The following is a 1,944-nucleotide window of genomic DNA, read 5'->3' on the forward strand; positions in this document are numbered from 1 at the left end:
TTGTCGATATCGTTGTTCACACCGTCGCCGTCGCGGTCGTCGTCGCAGGCGTCGCCGATGCCGTCGCCATCCTGGTCTTGCTGGCCGGGGTTGGCCACCTGCGGGCAGTTGTCAGCGGGATCGGGGATGCCGTCATTGTCGCTGTCGGCGTCGTCGTCACAGGCGTCGCCGATACCGTCGCCGTCACTGTCCTCCTGGCCCGGGTTGGGAGTGGTGGGGCAGTTGTCCTGGCCATCGGTGACGCCGTCGCCGTCGTCGTCGTTGTCACAGGCGTCGCCCTGGCCGTCGCCGTCGGTGTCGGTCTGGTCGGCATTGGCAACCATCGGGCAATTGTCGTTGCCGTCGTCGATGCCGTCGCCGTCGTCATCGGAGTCGCAGGCATTGCCCGTACCGTCACCGTCCTGGTCACCCTGGTCCGGGTTGGGATCGTCGGGGCAGTTGTCCTGGCCATCCGGGACGCCGTCGCCGTCGCGGTCGTCGACAGTGCCGGGTGTGGAGTCGCAGGCATCGCCGACGCCGTCGCCGTCGGTGTCTTCCTGATTCGGGTTGGCGACATCGGGGCAGTTGTCTGCATCGTCTGCAACGCCGTCGCCGTCACTGTCGCCAACTCCCGGCTCGTCTTCGCAGGCGTCACCGGTGCCGTCGCCGTCGGTGTCGGCCTGGTCGGCGTTGGCAGTGTCGGGGCAGTTATCGAAGAAATCGGCCACTCCGTCGCCGTCTGTGTCGATGATCGTGACACTGCGTCGACTGGAGTCGCCGTCGGAGTCGCAGCCGGCGAGTGCCGCCATCGCCAGCGCGAAGAAAAGTATGGGTATTCGGGTCATGAGTTCCCTCTCCTAGGTGCAAGTGGTTTAACCTGCGTATCAGTTACCGGAGTTGGCCCAGAGAGGTGGGGTGTGGTCGTGCAAGCGGACGCACCGGATTTTCCATTGCCAAAAAATGGCCGTGGAAAATCAAGTCGCCGAAAATGACATGTGTGCTTTGACCGTGGCCCGACTTCCCTGTCCAGTCCCGTTGAGTTCCCGCTGTAGAGCGGGCGCAAAACCGGGATATACCCCGGTCCGGATTTCCTTTCCGTATCAATAGTTCTAGGCCATTTTGCTAGGCGCGTCTAAAAACTGGCAGGAAATACCATTGTTGGCCGCCATACAGGGCTTCGGGAGGAAGCAGGGGCCGGAAAGACGGGACAATGAGAGGCCAAGCCCGGATATTTTACCGCATGAGCCACTAGGGCCGCGATGGTCGCGCCGAAAGGTGTGCGCTCAGTGCATTTTGAATGAAGAAGATCCCGGAGTTGGTGAGCGGCCCTGGCAGGCCGAAGCAAAACGTATCCCTGTCCCGCTTGCGCAGACAGCCGCTCCGGGTTTCCCCTCCCAGCTTTTAAAAGGTATTTCTCAGGCAGCCACAAAAAAGCCCCGGCAATGGCCGGGGCTCAGGTGATGGCCCGTTCAGCTTTCGGGCCGGAGTGTTACCGCTGACCGATCAGGGTGCCGGCGGTGCCACGCAGGCGGAGAAGACATCCAGGTCGTTCACCAGGCTGGCGAGGGCACCCAGGTCAATCTGCACCTGGTTGAAGTCCAGGGTGGAGTCGAAGGACACCAGCGCCTGGTCACCGCCACCGAGGACGCTGAGCGCCACCAGGCTGGAGCCGGTAAAGCTCTCCTGCTCGGTGCCGTTCAGCAGTGTGGTGATGGTGATGGTCTCCAGCAGCGTCAGGTCGATGACCGTGTCGGGGTTCTGCACCACAAAGCCTACGCGGTGTGCGCCGGTGTAGGTCTGGCTGGTGTCGGTCACCTGGATAAAGGCGCTGCCTGTCAGGGCGGCGGGGACGGAGATCCGCGCGGCGTTGTCCAGGTTGTTGTCGATCACAAAGCCTTCATCGGTGACCGAGCAGCCCACGCAGGTGAGGCCGGTGTCGCCGCTGGTCACGGTGGCGTTCGGGTC

The 1,944-nt window shown here is 63.1% G+C and carries 1 protein-coding gene and 1 pseudogene; both read right to left on the bottom strand.

All coding sequences use genetic code 11. From position 1 onward, the window contains the following. Positions 1 to 824 (bottom strand): thrombospondin type 3 repeat-containing protein (locus tag OQE62_RS19255; protein ID WP_265723668.1); only part of this gene is annotated, 824 nt, incomplete at its 3' end. A gap of 658 nt (positions 825 to 1,482) precedes the next feature. After that, a pseudogene (locus OQE62_RS19260) lies at positions 1,483 to 1,944 on the bottom strand (thrombospondin type 3 repeat-containing protein); the annotation flags it as partial.

The organism is Microbulbifer halophilus (assembly GCF_026183675.1).
GTDB classification, from domain to species: Bacteria; Pseudomonadota; Gammaproteobacteria; order Pseudomonadales; family Cellvibrionaceae; genus Microbulbifer; species Microbulbifer halophilus.